The sequence below is a fragment of the Bradyrhizobium sp. Pha-3 genome (assembly GCF_042258615.1).
GTDB lineage: Bacteria > Pseudomonadota > Alphaproteobacteria > Rhizobiales > Xanthobacteraceae > Bradyrhizobium.
On the sequence record NZ_CP170152.1, the window covers coordinates 7,656,133 to 7,672,721 of the forward strand.

A 16,589-nucleotide genomic window follows, 5' to 3' on the forward strand; every position below is an offset into this window, starting at 1 on the left:
CCGACCACTGCGTGAACCCGGTCCCTCGCACTGATAGCTTTCTGACCTCTCCTGATCAGTCGGCTACCGATTCCCTTTTGCTCGAAGGATTAATGGCAGATGCAGGCTTGGTAAGAGAACTTCTTGCTGCTGCCGGTTTTCCGGCCGGTGCCCGGAACTCCATGTGATCCAATTCGAGTCGCCCCTGCCCTGCCCGTACCGATCCCGGGATTGCGATCCGACTCGCGTGACAGTCCGGGACAGAATGATCAATGGTTCTAGTCCTTCGACGCAACATCGTCAGGACCAATGTTCCCGAGTTTGAGCCTCCCGGCGCGCTTTCGTCCGATCTTATACGGCCAGAATAGTCATACTAGAACTCGAGCTGGTCGTAGTCCCTGCTCGCCGAGGCGTCCACGCTCCTCTGCGGGCCTGCTTGGTCAATTGTAACCGGTATGAGCTCCCACGTCCGCGATGATTAGCGGTCGCGGGCGTAGCGGATGGGCATCCAGTGCTGGCGCAGCGCCTCGACGACGGCTGGGATATCGAGGTAGGCGTTACGGAGGAAATCCTCGGTTTTGCGACCGCTTCGTGGCGGTCCGAGCAGCGGACGGGCCTGATCGTCGCGACAATGCAGCAGGATGGGCAGCAGCAGGCCGTGATTGACGTTGTTGACGTCGAGCAACGGCGCCCACGCCGACAGTCTGAGCCGCATCGCAGCATAGAAACCCTGGCACCAGGGATGCGCATCGATGTTGCCGCTGGGGTCGCGCCGGTGCATCGGCTCGAACCGATCGGGGGCAGTCGAGAGGGTGTTGCTGATGTCGTTGTGGCGCAGCGCGACGGCGGAGATCGCGGCGAACTCCGGCGTGCCGCCATGGTTGAAAGCGTCGGCATCGATCGCGAGCAGCGGGCAGATCCAATCGAGCGGGCTCATCGACACCGGTCCGGCCACGATCGCGGCGGTATAGCCGTCGAGCATGGGAATGCTGGTGGCGGCAGGATGGCGATCGACGCGAGCCTGGAGCCATCGCTCGAGGTCCGCAAGCGGCATCGCGGCCGACGCCATCGACGATGCTGCTTTATGGCGTCGTGGGCTCATGCCGCTGCCTGCGGTGTGCGTCGGCGCGCAGCCTTCCAGTTCCAGGCGAGCAGCTCGTGCAGCTGATGGCTCTTGGTTCGCCCAGACACGGCGCTCCAGCACATCGGTCAGGTAGGCCTGCGGGTCGAGCTCATGGAGTTTTGCCGTGTTCACGAGCGACGCCAGGATCGCCCAGCTCTCGGCGCCGCCTTCGCTGCCGCTGAACAATGAGTTGCGTCTTCCCATCGCAATCGGGCGCATGGAACGCTCGACTGTGTTGCTGTCAACTTCGACACGGCCGTCGCGGAGAAACAGCGTCAACCCGTCCCAGTGATTGAGTGCGTAGTTGATGGCCTCCGCCAGCTTCGATTGGGAGAAGAGCTGGCCGACCATTGCGGTCAGGCGCGTCCTGAGCGCCTCCATCAATGGAGCGGACCTGGTGCCGCGGGTGGCCAGCCGCTGCTCGGCACTGCTGCCACGGATCTCTGCTTCGATGGCATAGACCGCCTGCAGGCGCTCGATCACTTCGCGCGCGAACGGCGACTGGGTCGTCTTATACACCTCGACGAATTTGCGGCGGGCGTGGGCGAGACAAAAGGCGAGTTGGATCGCGCCGCCATGATCGCGGGCGAGCGCTTTGTAGGCGGCATAACCGTCGACCTGCAGAATGCCGGAAAAGCCCATCAACTGTCTGGCGATCTCCGCCGTGCCGCGGCCGTCGGCGAACACGTAGGCCACCGCCGGCGGCGAGGGACCGCCCCATGGCCGGTCATCCATGGCATGCGCCCAGAACTGGCAGATGCGCGGGCGATGTCGTCCGGGATCGAGCACCGGCATCGGCGTCTCGTCGCAGAACAGGCGCGGCGCGGTCTGGATCGTGCGCAGCTGAAGCGCATAGAGGCTCCTGAGCCACCAGGCCGCACGCTTCACCCAGCCGGCAAGCGTCGCCCGGTCGAGATGGACACCCTGGCCGGCCAGAATTTGCACCTGTCGGTACAGCGGCAGATACCAGGCGAACTTCGAGACTACCACGTGGCTCACGAGTGCGGTCGAAGCCATGCCGCTCTCGATCAGGCGCGGCAGCACCTTCGCCTGGATCACACCATCGGTGCAGCGGCGGCAGCCGTACTTGGGACGGACCGTCCGCAGCACCCGCAGGATCGCCGGGATGATGTCCAGCACCTCGCTGACGTCCTCGCCGATCTTGTGAAGCTGGCCCTGGCAACACGGGCATGCGGTCGCCTCCGGCTCCAGCACATGCTCACAGCGCGGCAGGTGCTTTGGAAGCGCGCCGATGTTGCGGCGCGCCTTCTTCCGCAGTGGCTTGCCGGGCGGCTTTGCCGCAGCTGCATCGTCGTTGGCAGCTGCAGGCGGCGTGACGTCGGTCTCAAGATCGCCAAGCTCAAGCGCGAGCTGCTCGGCCACGAGCGCGGCAAGCCGCTCCGAGCGCTTCCCGAAGATCATGTCCTTGAACGTTTGCATTGCTACGCGCAGCGTCTCGTTCTCAGCGTCAAGCGCGAGCAAACGCGGTGGCGATGAAGGCGGAGACGACGCGCCGCCCGCTCTTGCCGGCATGTGCCAGCGCGTTGCGCATGAAGTGGACGCGGCAGCGCTGCCAACTGGCGTTGAGCACCTTGGCCACGGTGGCCTTGATGCCCTCGTGGGCGTCGGACACGACCAGCTTGACACCGCGCAGGCCGCGGCGGGCGAGCTTGCGCAGGAACGCCGTCCAGAACGTCTCGGCTTCGGAGGGACCGATATCCATCCCAAGAACCTCGCGTCGGCCGTCACTGTTGACGCCGACCGCGACAATCACCGCGACCGAGACGATGCGACCATTCTGGCGCACCTTCACGTAGGTGGCGTCGATCCACAGATACGGCCAGTCGCCCTCGATCGGACGGGCGAGAAAGGCCTTCACCTTGGCGTCGATCTCGCCACACAGCCGGCTCACCTGGCTCTTGGAGATGCCGCTCATCCCCATCGCCTGCACCAGATCGTCCACCGAGCGGGTCGAGACGCCCTGCACGTAGGCTTCCTGCACCACGGCGGTGAGCGCCTTCTCGGCCATCCGGCGCGGCTCCAGGAAGCCCGGGAAGTAGGAGCCCTTGCGCAGCTTGGGGATGCGCAGTTCGACTGCGCCGGCGCGGGTCTCCCAGATCCGGTCGCGGTAGCCGTTGCGCTGCGCCAGACGCTCGGGGCTCTTCTCGCCGTAGGCTGCCCCGGTCTGGCCTTCGACTTCCAGTTCCATCAGGCGCTGGGCGGCAAAGCCGATCATCTCGCGCAACAGATCGGCATCGGGGGTCTTCTCCACGAGCGTGCGCAGGTTCATCATATCGTCGGTCATCGGTGGGTCCTCGGTTGCGTTGGCGTGTCGCAACCCGATCCTACCGGCGAATCGCCGGTGACCACCGCAAAGCCGCCGCCCGCTACGGCGCTATTTGTGGGCGCGCGTGCGGGCGGCTTTGCTCTACCGAGCTACACCATCACTGGGGACACGACCTTTCAGATCAGCTTCCACGATAGGATGCCCCCCAATGCTTCCACTTCGGCGGGCGCCATTGCTGAAGGATCCAGGTGGCGTGCTTAATCCTGTTTGATTGAGCTGGTGCACTCGCCGGAACCGCCACTCGCGGATGAATAGCGACGAGAACCTTGCTGAGGCCACATCGAGGGAGCACTGGTCAACGCGTTCTGCCCAACTTGCCTGAGAACTTCAACGGACGTCTCGCCTCGCGAGACGGCTTCTAGAATTTTGGAAGCGACGTGCGTTCGGGTGCGAGTCTCGTGAGGCGACAGCCCTTTGCAAACCTCATCCAGAACTCGACGAAGACAGGCGGTGGTTTCGGAGTCGAGCATAGAACGTCTCCTCCAATCGAGCGATGCAATGACTACACTGTAAGCGCGAATTTCACGATATAAATATTACAAATCGCCGACGTCTCCGGCAGTGGAAATGGCTTTGTGAACACCTTAGTTGGGGCTGCGCGATCATACAACGAACGACGTCGCGAGTCATCAACCAGGATGTCTCCAACGAGATTGCCGACGTACTCGGACAACTCGACCGATAGCCCGACTGGTCTTGATCTCGGGCGAAGCAGAGCCCGCGGTTGAGATAGCCGCTCGCGGCAGGTCATCAATGATCATCGAGTTATTCGTTATCGTGAGCATCAATAAAAGCTCCTGCTGTGCCCTTGCGGGACTGGCGGCGGATTGAACTCCGAACGGAAACCTGTCAGGTGCCGAGCGTGTCGCGCGAAAGCGCGTCAACTGCAAACCTCCAACAGCCAGCAGATGCGTCCGAGACCATCGGTTGGCGCCAGTTCAAGTGATTTGGTAACGGGCCCTACTCGGCCGCAGCGTGGCTGCCGAACGCCGCCGACATTGCTAAAGCCACGCATCCACGCGCCCCCCGGAGGGACCTTCTCCAACATCTGCACGTGGAGGGCGATGCCTTTGAAGCGTACACATTTTACGCAGCACATAGAACCGGCGTCGGCGACGCCTCACTGATGAGTGAGCGCCGCTTCCCCTCGTAGGGACGCGCCCCCGATCGTAGGCAATCACATCTGGGCACCTCAGTACAAACGGACAATAGCGTCATCCCGGCGCCACAACGTTTGCGATTTTTCAGAGCTAACCAATTCGCGATTTCCATCTCTGTGGCGCTGATCCGATACGTGGTTGCATTGCAATGCCGGACGTCTACCCGCACTGCGGGTGAGGGCTCGGGCAGGATAATTCGGCTCTCAAATCGTATGGAGGTCATTGTGGTAAAGGACTCGAAATCAGGCAGCCTAAGCTCCCCAAAAACGGGACTGCATCGTGGCACCACAGGATACGCGATCAACTTCTTCCGCTCGGATATCTTGGTTACCTTCAGCTAGATCTAAAGAGGCTCGAGAAATCAGGCATCGATGAAGACGTCTGCAGCAAAATCAGAGAACTGCTCAGTGCGCTTGTGAGTGCGGCATCGGCCGAGCCAAAGGGTTCTTTTTGGGGACGAGCCGTGCACGAAGTATTGCGGGAATACGAGCTCACCTATCGAGAATGGAACAATGTCAAGGGGACGGATACCCAAGCGGCGCGGAAGCGAGATGGATTGCTTTCCAGGCTGCAAGACATAAGGCATGCGATCTCGAACGTCTGTCGCCGTAACGCTCATAGCTTATCGGAGGCACCCGATCTCGAACTGATCACTGCGATCAACGAAGCGCTAAAAGACGCGATCAAGGCCGTCCCCGGGACATTTTCTGCTCTCACCAGGAGCGCCGAGCGGTTTGCAGCTCGCGCTCTTAACTAGCACCCTGCATTAACCAGGTTCGCGCGAACCCAAACAGCTGCATTTGATTCGCTGTTGATCTGTGAGATAATTCTCATGGTTGTGGTTCGAGCCGCCTCGAATACGTTCCCCCGAGGGAAGAATGCGAAAGCAGCCACACCTCCCTGCGCAAGAGAGCCGCCACGGGCGGCCTCTTTTGCTTTTTCATGTACGCTCGACGGCTCGCTTTGACGAACTTCCCAAGATCATCTTGAAGCGAACTCCTAGAACCTTCACAGAGCAACGGGTCTTCTCCACCGCTAGAGAAGACTTGCCGCGCCAGAGACCATGACCACTTCAGTCATTTGCAACCCGATGGCTGACTTTGAAATGATCGGTTGCGCGAACCAGCTCACGTTCCGAGTAGATGCCTGCGCAACCTGCATGCAGACCCAGCGATCCTGCGGCCCCCTGGATCAAACGATCGGCGCGTTCGATCTCGCGCGCCCCGCCGCGCAGCTCAAGCGCGGGAGCACCTGAGGGTTCGCAGGACCGGGACAATTCGCGCTCCTACTCTCAGCGGCCAAAGCTGCAGTCTTGCCTGATTGAACTGATCAGCCAAGCCGGAATCGGCTCGGATGACTGGCAATCGGCTCAAGGACCGGCGCCGTCATCCGATCCGCGGAATGCAGTCTGCAACTCCCTTCCAGGGCACTGACTGACCTGTTCTCAATCCGTGCGCGAGTCTGGCTCGACAGTTCTTCCCAAATATCGGCCTGCTCTTGCAGTCGCTTGATGTGGGCTGAGCTTTCAGGGTGAGCGCTCGCTTACAGCGTCTTCAAATACTCGAGAAGTGCTCGCCGTTCAGCGTCGGTCAATTTTGGTCCGATAACTCCAGGCGGCAACTTCGTTACATCGGTTTCCTTACCCTCAAACGAATGCCCCCGATTGCTGTTCCCAAGCAGCGACACGTTGAAGTCCGTCAGACCGGCCGCACAGGCGTCGTTCGCTCGCGTTTTCGTAACAAGCCCAACGTTAACGGGATCGAATTGGCGGCTGCCAACGCAGAAAGAGGTCGGCCGCTGGCTCTGCGGCAATAACATGTCTTTCAGCGTCGGCACGGACCCGTTGTGCAGATACGGAGCCGTTGCCCAGACACCGTCCAGCGGACGCGCCCGGTAATGAGGTTCAAGAGCAAGAACATCTTCGTCCTTGCCGTTACGGCTTGCTCGCGCTCCAACATAGACGCGCGGGTTTTGACAGTTTTTCCTCGGCCCCCACATCTGCTGCTTGGCTTCTTCGGAAGAGGCGTTCGCAACGTTCCATTGATCGATGGTCTTGCCCACCACGTCCATCAGCGCGAGCACAAATAGCGGATCGGCAGCCCGATCGGCTGGAAGACCGCACCCCCACGCTTTGTTCAGATCGTCGACTGGATTGAGACCGAGCGACTGAGGCAAGTGGACGCGCCGCGTCGTCAGGACACTGGACTGTTGAGGATCAGTGCCGATCGCGTTCACCGGCAGTTGAACGACATTGAAATAGTGACGCCCTCCGATCTCCACCCAATTCTTCTCATTCCTGGCCGAACGATCCGGGTTCCCGGGCTTCCAGAACGAATCTTCCGGCCACTTTGCGTCGAAAGCTCCATCATTGACCGGTCCTCGGTGGCATTCAAAGCAATGCGCGCGATAAAGATCGCGACCTTTCTCGACGAGTTTTTCGTCAATGGCCCAGGCTGGGTCGCCTCGGAACCTTTCTTGCGCGTCCTTCCAGCGCGGCGCCACAAGCCCGTTGAATTTTCTGCCGCTTGCATCAGTTGACGAAAAGGGATCGGTGCCACGCAAAAGCTCCTCGAAACGCGCGATGTCCGACAGACGAATGGATGATCCAAAAAGCGGCCGTCCGGGCGCCGACGCCCTCATATTGATTTTCGCGCTGACGCCGAGCGCCTCGCCGGAATTGCGAACAAGCTCGTTGAGAACAGAGGCGTCATACTGCGCCCAGAGGAAGTACGGCGTATCCCAGATTGGCGGAAAACTCACAGGAGCGTCGTTGCGCGCGAAGTTGCCCTTGAGGAGGGGATCCTTGAGTTCTCCGGTCACAGGGTCGAGAAAATTGACATAGAAGACTTGGTTGCCGATCCGGTTCAACGCGTCAAGTCGACCGAACCCCTCATCGAGATTCGTAACGCCCTGCCCCATCAACAGGCTATCGCTTAGGTCCTTTTGCTTCTTGATCTTTTGAAGTGCGAGCTCCAGGTCACGTCGAAGCTTCTTGCGATCGATGCTGTGACCGTCGATGCTTTCAAGCCGACTGGCAAACCGTTCGAACCGCCACGGCAGGATCAGCGTATAGCCGATCGACAGCCCAATGACCCGTTCGACCTCGCCGAGATTGACCATCGCCGGCCCGCCATCGTAGCGAATGCTGACATTCTTGTACTCCAGATGACCGGTATGACAGGCGGCGCCGGTCAGGCCAATCTGATCTTCGGCCCCGGTCATCGGATCGACGCCACTCTTGAGGATTGCGAAGCCTACGGGCAATCCATTTGGATTGTCAGGCATCGTTGGTGTCCAAGTGGGGTTCACGTCCTTTGCCGCATCCTCGTGATAGCCGAATGCGGGTGCGCTACGGGCAAAGTCCTCTGAGCTGGGACTTGGTATGAAGCCAAGGCGCCGCAGATAGTCGTTGTCAGTCAAGCTCGTGTAACGGATGGACAACTCGGGACGTTCGAGAGCCAAGAACCATCGATATGGGACGGGAATGGTCGCCGTGCCCTGGGATGTGTGATGAAACCAGTAACGCTGCCGTGCACTCCAGTTCTGCGGCAGCCAGTACGCGCTTTCGATCTTCGAGGCCGCGGGCAGTGTAGCGGGCAGCAATTGGGCAACCAGATTTGCGTCACTCCTGATCTTGAGAGCCGCATCGCGAAGCTTATCCGGCACGAAATACGCCAAGCCTATTGATGCCGCCACGGCGAACACGATCGCGAGCAAGAGACTAACGATATGAGGCCACCGCCTCGCCTGGCCACACGCCCAAGAGCGGAACGAACGAGCTCCCATGGCAACACTCCTTCAATTGATCTCAGATAGCGCCTTGGGCCGCGCGAAGGCGCTTGCCCACAATGGCGCTTGTTACTTGTTCAGCAATTGGCTGTTGATGAAGGTGACCACGTCAGCTGTCTCGGCTGCCGCGCGTCGGGTGATGGTCGCGGCTGCCGGGCCACCATGCAGGAATGACGGAAACCAACCGAAATTGCGAACATTCCAGTTTTCCTTCGGCAAAACCGCCCGGTTTACGCCGGGGACCGCGAAGTTCTGCACTTTCCTGGCGAGTGGCTGCGCCGTCTCGGTGTGACAGCTCACGCAGTCCGTATTGAAGAAATGGCTCTTCTTCGGATCCGCAATGACATTGACGATCTCGAGTATGCGGCTGTTGGGGACGTTGCCATCTATGAAATCGGCCGTCGAAACACCCTTTCGATTGGCGACGGGCAAGGGAGGACTCTGCAGCGCCGCGTGACGACACATCACTGGATTTTGGTTATTCGTGACAGGCCGCGGGACGACGTGTGTTCCGCCTACGATGCTGAACATCTGTGCGGCATGCAGGCCATCGAGCGTCGGGCCGGGTACTGGTATCAAGCCGGCCTGCGGGACTCTCAACATCGAGACGAACACCCAGGGCTCGGGCGGCGAAATGCCCATGACAGCCATGGTGTTGAGGCGCTGCGGCGAGAGATGCTTTTCCAGCAAGGCTTTCACCGCATCACGAAAGGGTTTTGCGGATGCCCCTACAAGCCCCGGATGCACATTCATGTCACCGGCAGTCGAGACTTTGACATTGCCGAATTTTCCCGCCGCAAGTTGATCACGCAAAGCCGCGACGTCACGAACGATCGCCTTGAAGGCTTCGTCGTCGGGTTTGAATCGCGGGAATGGTGCACACCCATCAAGCGGTGGATCGCCATCAAGGTTGAAGCTGAAGATAAGGTGGCCGGCAGTGTCATGGACCTTCAATCCTTCGGGGCTATTGGTCACCGGCTGAATGATCAGCCGAATTTGCGGTTGGCGCCCAAACTGGGCGATGACGTCCGCAGATAATCCAGGTGCTCCCGGGTCGATCCGGATCCCGGCAACAAACCAGGTATCGATCTTTTTCACGACATCAGGCAGCTGAATGCGGCGCACGCCCGAGTCCGGGACGCCTGAGTGCTCCGGATTCTCGGCGTTTGCGATAAAGCGTGCGAAGTCCCCGTCGGACAAGAGCCGCTGCGGAGCGGGCGTGGGGCCGGCGAGATCGGACACAGCAATCAGATTGGCGAGATCACCCGGCGATTTGGGTGGTGGAAACAGGATGGACACGTCGTTGGCCGACAGCGGCTTTGATGGCGTCTGGGCCGGGGCCGTTCCCGATCCCAACGCGACAGCGAACATCAGGCCCACTGCACACGGCTTTGCAAACAGTCGACGAAGCGTCGACCGGCATTTTTCAGCTTTTGCCATCCTCGGCAATTCCCCTGTAAGAAACTTCGACGATCGATCGTCAGAATACGAAACGCGTCGTTTCCAACTTTACGTTCTTCGCATCACGGCGCGCGCCGGCGATTCAGGCTTCTCACTCGCTACCGTAGAATTTGCTTTGCCATGTCTTGAACTGAGTAGGATGCAACGCCTCTTCAATGCAGCCGAGGAACATCTGGCTTCTCGCATTGACACGCTCGCTATCAGGTGGGGCATGATCCATGTCCGTTTGCAAGGAGCGCACGGCGATCCAGTCCTTCGAAGGATCCTTGAGCAGCTCGAACAGGGTCCGGTTCTGGTAGGGATGGAATCGGAAGTGAGCAAAAGCAACCTTTGCTGAAATCTTGGCATCCCGTAGCGCGTCGGGAAACGCCAACAGATCAAGGCCCTCCAGGTCTCCTACCTGCTGCATCTGGCTCTGCGCTTCCTGATACTGCTCGCGCCCCACCAATTGATACATTCCGCGTGGACGAAACAGCCAACCGTCATCCGTTCCGGGCCGGTTTCCGAATGGGTTTTCGTCATAGGCTAGAACAAAGTTGGCCAATTCCTTTGGATGATTAAGCAATGCCTCCATGGCGACGGGCGGTTTGTTCGCGGCCGCGAGGTCGGCGTTGTTTTTAGCTATCCGATCGCGCCATTTGCGCGGGAGTTGCGAGGCCGCGCTATAAGAGAAGTCTTCGCTGCTGCGTGTAAAATCGGCGCTGTCATAGGAGATTGCCCCCAGGATGTAGGCCAGGATACGCGGATCGGCTTCTTCGACGCGGTCCCATTCCTGCAATAAGGCTTTGACCTGCTCGGCCTGAAAATAGGCCATATAGCTCTTTCGATGTGGCGGCATGGGTGCAGGAGGCGGCGAATGGTTCTTGATCGATTCAGCCAACTGGTGCTCGTACGCAGCGAGCTTATCCTGGTATTTCTGATAGCCACGCTCCTGCAACCACTTGCTCTCGTAGCAAGCAAGCAACGGCTGCGGTTTGACCTTTGGAGTGGGCCGGTATTCCTTGTCTAACTCATCGGCGTAAGCCGCCTGGGCAAGTTTGGCATCTTTGAGCGTTTCAAATGCCGACGCGACGGATCCGTTCAAGAGATGAAATAGTTTCACTTGCAAGCAATCGGCGTTGCTCTGCTTCGCGCGAGATTGGTCGAAATCATCCTTCGGCACACAATCCCAAAAGCGGCCGCTGCTCAGCGAGATGATATCTTCGGTTTTCTGAGATAGCGTCCAACCAAGCGGCAGGCTGTAAAACAAGCCCGTTACGTCGGTTCGGCCGAAGGTTGGAAAGCGTTGCACGCTGGTAGTTATATCGTTGTCCGGCCGACGATCGATATTGGTCGCGTGATTGAGCGCAACATAGGTTCGAGAGCTTCGCGTGCTCAAGAGCGCGCGCACCGGCTCCATGAGTTCACCGAACATGAAGGAACCGTGATCTCCGAACTGGCCGCTCACCAGCGATAGCAGGTAGATCCGGAATTTCGGCGCGTCAGAGGTGCCCTTGATACTATTGAGCCGCTCAATCAAATCGAGCGCGGTCTCGATTCCGGAATTCTCGACATATCCGCCGTCCACCAGACGCGCTTGCGGATTGGCGGTAACGCAATCATTCCTCAATGCGACCGTCGCAGCCGGTGTCACCCAGGGAAACCGCGCGCTCGTAAAAGCCGCTGTGCTCAGCGGAATGTGCAGTGAGTGGCTCGTGACGGTTTGATCGACGCCGATACCGCCGCGATCGAGCGTTGCGAGAATACACAGGTCTCTGTCTTTCGAGTGTAGCGGATCGATATCGAAGGGAGAGAACACAATCCGTTTGCCACTACCGGCATCCGTCGTATTCAACAACAGCGCCGGCATATTGTTGGCAGGTGTCCAATGTGACTGAAAGTCGGCCTTTAGCAGATTCGATGGACCGCCGGACCCCTTTTGGGTCTTGAGCATTCTGTCTGCAGCATTCTCCAGCGTGTACTCCAGAAAGCGCGCGCGATCAAAACTTGGAATTGCGACCGGAGAGAACAGCTGGGTGAAATCGGTAAATAGAAAGCCGGCAACCAACGGCGAGAGAAAATCGGTCTCCAAGACGCTTGCAACTCGTTGTTCCACCGATCCAGAAGCATCGATATCCTCGGCCCGGCCGACGCCGGCGAGAAAGTCTGCGATTTTCGGGCACGTCTTGGCGTCGGGAGCGATCGTATCAGCTGGCGCATTGTCAGCATGAAGCGCAGCCGCGAAGATCGCCGAACCGACGCTTCCGCCGGAGACGCCACTGATCGCAAACAGATGTCGCCGAAATGCCGGACAGAGATCCTGCATCCTGGCAAGAAAGCGCGCCGCATTGTTGGCTGCGTAGATGCCTCCGCCCTGAGCAGCCACAATGAATACGGGATATTCTCCGAGCTTCTCGGCCTCGGCCACCCGCGATTTTTGCAGAAGCCACGCACGAAAGGCCTCGACTGCAGACATGCGGGCCTGCTCCGGTTGGCCGGTTACTCCGGCCACCGTGCGCAGCCCGTGGTCATCACTTCCAAACAGGGAAGCAACCAGGAACAAGCTGCCGAAGACAACCGGTATGAATGGAAAATTGAACCTGATCGTCAGCAGTGCAAAATGGGTGGTGAGACCAACGACACACATCGTAAAGAGAGCGATCACACCGAACGATCCGACAAATTGCGCAAGCCTGTCCGGAAGCAAGACGAACCCGGCTGTCAACAGGGCGATGACGCCGATCGTAAGCGCAAGAAATCTGTAGCGGATGAAATAGGCGATGTTCGCCCGGTTCGCGAGCGCAGTCGAGCGGCCTCTCGATCCCATCCGCCAGGCGAATACGACAAAGCAGGCGAGCAGGATCAACATGGCGAACGCGAGGATGAGCAGCATGTTCCGCTCAAAGGCGAGCGCCTGGTCCTGAATGCGGAAGATGCTTCCGACTTCTTCGACCCCACCGATCTTTTCAACCGGGCGCGAGGCGAGTTGACCTGCCATCGCGGCGACGATCGGCAGCGCTCCGAGTACAACGGGCGCAGCCCTTATGTAGAAGGCCAGCCGCCCCGTAGCGTGCGGGATTTGGGGTAGGGTTGCGGTGGTAAGCTGAAAAGCGGCCGTCCAGATCGCTAGCGCAATCACGCCAAGAGCGATGAACTCCTTGACGGTTATCCACCCAATGTCATCAGCTGCGATCCGGTAGAGTTCCTGAATCTGATCTGGCAGGTACAGCAATATTGAGATGGCTACCGAGAGAACAACGATCCACCGCAGATTGCGCAACAATGTAAAGAGCTGCTCGCGCACGGTCATCGCGTCATTCCCCCCATACGGTCTAACGGAGATAGTCCTGAGCGAAGTCAAATAGTCTTGGATTGCAGAAACGCGGACCAACTGTGATCGAGAGCATGACGCCTAAGACTTGCGAGCGGCTTGCAGTGAACTGACCAGCCATACCGCTATCGGCCGGCGCGTTGAAAATAAAGCGCTTAAACCTACAGTAGTGGCGCGATTTATCGATGCGTTCCGCTCGACGGTCAAGAGATTTTCGACACGGATGGATCAAAAGCGAGGCGCCGCCGTTTCGCCCCTCCGATCCACTTACTTGCGCATTTTTTCTTCACTCATTCGCTTCAAACGCAATAAACAGGCGCCGTCCGCGCCCCGCTCTATGTTGTTGTTGGAAGATCGTAGATCATCATCACTGGATGTTTGCTTCAATGCGTACAGGCGCTCAGAATCGAGTGGCCATCAGCTGCTTGGTTGAAGCTGTCTGTGAAGCTGTCTTGTGAAGCTGCAAAAGTTGACACCAAGCTCGCGTGGGAACGACAGGCAACACGGTCTTCAGGTCGCCGCGCTCCATGGCGGATATGGTCGCACAACCACGCTGGCATCGACCGCCGCAAAGTCAGATGACGGTCACGGCCCAGGCCGACGTCCTTGATTGACGGACGTACTGTCAACCGTACAGCTCACGGCGCTCGGCGAGCATTGCAAGAACCGGATTCCAATTGGCTTGATGAAGTCGACCGCTGGCGCGTTCGGATCGAGCTTTTGTCGGAAACGGCAGTTCTGATGGACGGCCAGATCGCCGGCGTCCAGTTTGATGGTGCCCCTGCCCCTCCGCACGCATGCTTCCGCTTCCCGCCGATCCGCCCTCTTGGCTTGCCGTCGCCTTATCCCAATTCCCTATGAACTCCTGGGAAATACTCTCGAAATCGGCAAGTGAGATAGCTTATAGTCGCGTAATGCGGGTACAAAGGGGCCTTCTCGGTGCACGATAGTTCGGTGGAAAGAGCCAGATGGCTCCGCGATTTGCTGCGCTTTCTGCCCTTGCGTAGCCAATTCGTGCTCTCGGGCAACACCCGCGACCTTCAGATGCATGAGGTCGTTCCACGCGAGGTGACCGCAGCGCCGCTATCCAGGGTCCTGCCGGACGTCCTAAGGGAAGCAGGTTATGCGCAGATCGTATGGTTCGATCTTCTGAACGGATTTCGGGATGTCGAGCCGGCGGACGGAAGCTCCCTCACGCGATTGGGTCTGATGCCGACGGGCGGCACGGCGGCAGGCGGCATCGACCTCCTGTCGACGACGCTTGAACGTCACGTCGCAGTTGAAGGGCAGCCCTCGGCCCTCATCGTCGACTTTGCCTCCAGACTGGTCGCGCGAAACGAGGCATTGTCACCTGCCGAGCACCAGCTTTTCTCCCGTGCGCTGATCCTCTCGCATGCGGCGCGTGCCCGTCCGGCGGGCGACAAGCGGCTGCCCTTCTTCAATACGGTGGTTTGGATCGTCGACAAGGAGGGTGATCTGCCCGATTGGTTCCTGATCGGAAACCCGAAAGTCAGACACATCCCGATCGGACGACCGGATCATCTTGCCAGAAGAAGCATGATCCGCTCCCTCGTCCGGGGTCTGCCGGGTGCCCAGAACGCTGAACAATCGGCATTGGAGAAGTGTACGCAAGCGTTCGTGGACGAGACGGAAGGCCTTCTGTTGCTGGACGTGAGCGCGGTCGCGCAGCTTGCCCGCAGCGAAGGCGTCCAGTTCGATCGGATTGGCGACGCCGTCCGGCGCTTCAAAGTCGGCGTGACCGAGGATCCCTGGCGCAAGATCAGCCGCGACAAGATCAGCTCCGGTGAAGAATTCGTCAAACGACGCGTCAAGGGACAGTCTCACGCCGTCACGCATATGCTTGATATCGTCAAGCGGGCGGTGACCGGGATCGGACAATCGCCGCGGGGCGGCCGACCAAGAGGCGTGGTTTTCCTTGCAGGCCCGACTGGCGTCGGCAAGACGGAACTCGCCAAGACGATCACGAGCCTGCTGTTCGGCGATGAATCTGCCTATATCCGCTTCGACATGTCGGAGTTCAGTGCCGAACACTCCGACCAGCGGCTGATCGGCGCACCTCCAGGCTATATCGGATACGACGTCGGAGGCGAGCTGACGAACGCTATTCGTGAGAAACCGTTCAGCGTCGTCCTGTTCGATGAGATCGAGAAGGCTCATCCGAGGATTCTTGACAAATTCCTGCAGGTTCTCGACGACGGCGTCCTCACCTCCGGACGAGGCGATCGCGTCTATTTCTCCGAAGCCTTCATTGTCTTCACCTCGAATTTAGGCATCTACGTACCGGGGCCGTCCGGCGAGAGAATTGCCAACGTGACCCCCGAAGAGACTTTCGAAGCGGTACGCCGCAAAGTCCGAAACGAGATCGAAAGGCACTTCAAGCAAGTCCTCAACCGGCCCGAGATATTGAACCGCATCGGAGAGAACGTCATCGTTTTCGACTTCATCCGTCCCGAGGTCGCAAACGAGATATTCGATTCAATGGTCGACAATCTGCTCAAGGAGGTCAACTCGCTGGGCTATGACGTGAGTTTGACCGCAGCTGCGCGCGAGGTGCTACGCGGCCTGTGCCTAAAAGATCTTTCCAACGGCGGCCGAGGCATCCGCAACCAAGTCGAATCTCACCTCATCAACCCGTTATCACGGGGTCTGTTCGATCGCGGAGCGCAAGCCGGACGCAGATACCGGATCGAAGAGGTTCGACCCGGGCCATCGACCACGATCGATCTCGTGAGCGAGCAGCCTTCATGAGCACGACGGTCAATCTATCGCGCATCCATTTCCCGATCACCACCTTGGGACCCGGCCGGAGGATCGGAATTTGGTTTCAAGGCTGCTCGATCCGTTGTCCAGGATGCATCTCCATGGATACATGGGTGCAGGGACACGGAACGACGGCCGTTGACGAAGTCGTCCAGACGGTTGCGCCATGGCTTGCGACGGCGGACGGGATCACGATTTCGGGTGGCGAGCCTTTCGACCAGCGCGAGGCCTTGTTCGATCTTTTGGCACGGCTTCGAGCTCGAACGGATGCGGACATCCTCGTGTTTACCGGCTACCCATGGACCACGATCTGCGAAGCGCTCGCGACCTCGCCATCTCTCGTCGACGCGATCGTCTGCGGGCCGTTCGATATCGATGAGACGCAGACCCTCGCGCTTCGTGGCAGCGACAACCAGGAACTGCACCTCATGACACCTTTGGGCCGCGCTCGGTTCGCGAGCTTCGAGCGGCGGATGGACGAAACAGACCGCGCCTTCGACGTCATGTTCGACGACAACGGAGACGTCTGGCTTGCCGGCATTCCCGCGCGCGGCGACTTCAGACGGCTGCGACATATTCTCGAAGGCGGCGGATCGACGCTTGGAACTTCGGAAGACACCCGTTTCCCATCTTTTTAAG

The 16,589-nt window shown here is 59.2% G+C and carries 8 protein-coding genes and 2 pseudogenes; 4 read left to right on the forward strand and 6 right to left on the reverse strand.

Going from position 1 to position 16,589, the window contains the following annotated elements:
• Positions 1–457: 457 nt before the first annotated feature.
• The 3 genes and pseudogenes from ACE10Z_RS35890 to ACE10Z_RS35900 form a co-directional block, all read right to left on the reverse strand.
• Positions 458–1,081 carry a UPF0149 family protein gene (locus ACE10Z_RS35890; protein WP_375784936.1) on the reverse strand — a complete coding sequence of 208 codons (624 nt, stop codon included), beginning with the start codon at positions 1,079–1,081 and terminating at the stop codon, positions 458–460.
• A pseudogene (locus tag ACE10Z_RS35895) lies at positions 1,078–2,635 on the reverse strand (IS66 family transposase). The gene ACE10Z_RS35890 and the pseudogene ACE10Z_RS35895 overlap by 4 nt, the downstream one beginning before the upstream one ends.
• Positions 2,577–3,407 (reverse strand): annotated as a pseudogene (locus tag ACE10Z_RS35900) (IS256 family transposase); the annotation flags it as partial. The pseudogenes ACE10Z_RS35900 and ACE10Z_RS35895, both read right to left, overlap by 59 nt.
• A gap of 1,665 nt (positions 3,408–5,072) precedes the next feature.
• On the opposite strand from ACE10Z_RS35900, the gene ACE10Z_RS35905 reads away from it, so the two are divergent.
• Both ACE10Z_RS35905 and ACE10Z_RS35910 read left to right on the forward strand, forming a co-directional pair.
• The gene (locus ACE10Z_RS35905) at positions 5,073–5,366 is read left to right on the forward strand and encodes a hypothetical protein (protein WP_375784937.1); all 294 of its coding nucleotides are present in this window, start codon (positions 5,073–5,075) and stop codon (positions 5,364–5,366) included.
• Positions 5,367–5,672: 306 nt separating this feature from the next.
• Positions 5,673–5,864: a hypothetical protein gene (locus tag ACE10Z_RS35910; RefSeq protein ID WP_375784938.1), complete on the forward strand. Its 192-nt coding sequence runs from the start codon at positions 5,673–5,675 to the stop codon at positions 5,862–5,864.
• Positions 5,865–6,151: 287 nt separating this feature from the next.
• Here the strand turns inward: ACE10Z_RS35910 and ACE10Z_RS35915 are convergent, their stop codons facing one another.
• The 3 genes from ACE10Z_RS35915 to ACE10Z_RS35925 form a co-directional block, all read right to left on the reverse strand.
• Positions 6,152–8,326, reverse strand: coding sequence for a di-heme-cytochrome C peroxidase (locus ACE10Z_RS35915; RefSeq protein ID WP_375784939.1), 2,175 nt, complete (start codon positions 8,324–8,326; stop codon positions 6,152–6,154).
• Between the two features lie 141 nt (positions 8,327–8,467).
• Positions 8,468–9,838 (reverse strand): hypothetical protein, encoded by a 1,371-nt coding sequence (locus ACE10Z_RS35920; RefSeq protein ID WP_375784940.1) that lies wholly within the window; start codon positions 9,836–9,838, stop codon positions 8,468–8,470.
• 112 nt (positions 9,839–9,950) lie between these two features.
• A complete protein-coding gene (locus ACE10Z_RS35925; RefSeq protein WP_375784941.1) occupies positions 9,951–13,148 on the reverse strand; it encodes a hypothetical protein in 3,198 nt (1,065 codons plus the stop codon).
• 1,002 nt (positions 13,149–14,150) lie between these two features.
• Between ACE10Z_RS35925 and ACE10Z_RS35930 the strand changes: the two genes are divergently transcribed.
• Complete coding sequence (locus ACE10Z_RS35930; protein WP_375784942.1) at positions 14,151–15,938, forward strand: AAA family ATPase; 1,788 nt, start codon at positions 14,151–14,153, stop codon at positions 15,936–15,938.
• Positions 15,935–16,588: a 4Fe-4S single cluster domain-containing protein gene (locus ACE10Z_RS35935; RefSeq protein ID WP_375784943.1), complete on the forward strand. Its 654-nt coding sequence runs from the start codon at positions 15,935–15,937 to the stop codon at positions 16,586–16,588. Before ACE10Z_RS35930 ends, ACE10Z_RS35935 begins: the two co-directional genes overlap by 4 nt.
• The last annotated feature ends 1 nt before the right edge of the window (position 16,589 follow it).

Coding starts and splice junctions, on each gene's coding strand:
- ACE10Z_RS35920 (WP_375784940.1), bottom strand. CDS start 9,838: ATGGCAAAAGCTGAAAAATGCCGGTCGACGCTTCGTCGACTGTTTGCA.
- ACE10Z_RS35890 (WP_375784936.1), bottom strand. CDS start 1,081: ATGAGCCCACGACGCCATAAAGCAGCATCGTCGATGGCGTCGGCCGCG.
- ACE10Z_RS35925 (WP_375784941.1), bottom strand. CDS start 13,148: ATGACCGTGCGCGAGCAGCTCTTTACATTGTTGCGCAATCTGCGGTGG.
- ACE10Z_RS35935 (WP_375784943.1), top strand. CDS start 15,935: ATGAGCACGACGGTCAATCTATCGCGCATCCATTTCCCGATCACCACC.
- ACE10Z_RS35910 (WP_375784938.1), top strand. CDS start 5,673: ATGACCACTTCAGTCATTTGCAACCCGATGGCTGACTTTGAAATGATC.